The sequence below is a fragment of the Ovoidimarina sediminis genome, from assembly GCF_032586175.1.
GTDB classification, from domain to species: Bacteria; Pseudomonadota; Alphaproteobacteria; order Rhodobacterales; family Rhodobacteraceae; genus Ovoidimarina; species Ovoidimarina sediminis.
The window spans coordinates 1-504 of record NZ_JAWHTE010000079.1 but is presented as its reverse complement, the minus strand read 5'-3'; the positions used below and the strand labels follow the sequence as shown (position 1 = coordinate 504).

Sequence of the window (504 nt, the reverse complement as noted above, 5' to 3'; positions counted from 1 at the left end):
GGAGCGGTTCGATCTCACCCCGGAGCGGCTCGCGGCGGATACGGCCTATGGGTCCGGTGAGATGCTGGGTTGGCTCGTCGGAGAAGGCATTGAGCCGCACATCCCCGTCATCGACAAATCCGAGCGCCACGACGGCACCTTCTCCAACGCCGAGTTCTGCTATGACCCGGAGCGAGACGAGTATACCTGCCCCGGTGGCAAGACCCTGAAGAAGTATTGGCGCCAGATGCGTGTGCCTCGAACGGGCATCGGTAAAGACGGCTTTCGAAGATACTACACCAGGCAGGCAGACTGTGCCGCCTGCGCGCTCAAGGAAAGCTGCTGCCCCAACCAGCCGAGACGGAAGATCGCCCGCCATGTCCACGAGGTTGCCCGAGACACAGCCCGCCGCATCGCCACGACGGACGCCTATGTGGATGCCGGTACGCGACGAAAGAAAGTCGAGATGCTCTTCGCCCATCTGAAACGCATTCTCCGGCTCGACCGGCTACGCCTCCGCGGACC

General features: G+C 63.1%; 1 protein-coding gene. It reads left to right on the top strand.

The genetic code is table 11. The annotated features are described in order from the left end of the window. On the top strand, window positions 1-504 hold a 504-nt coding region (locus RXV90_RS25815; protein ID WP_316653304.1), incomplete at both ends, for a transposase.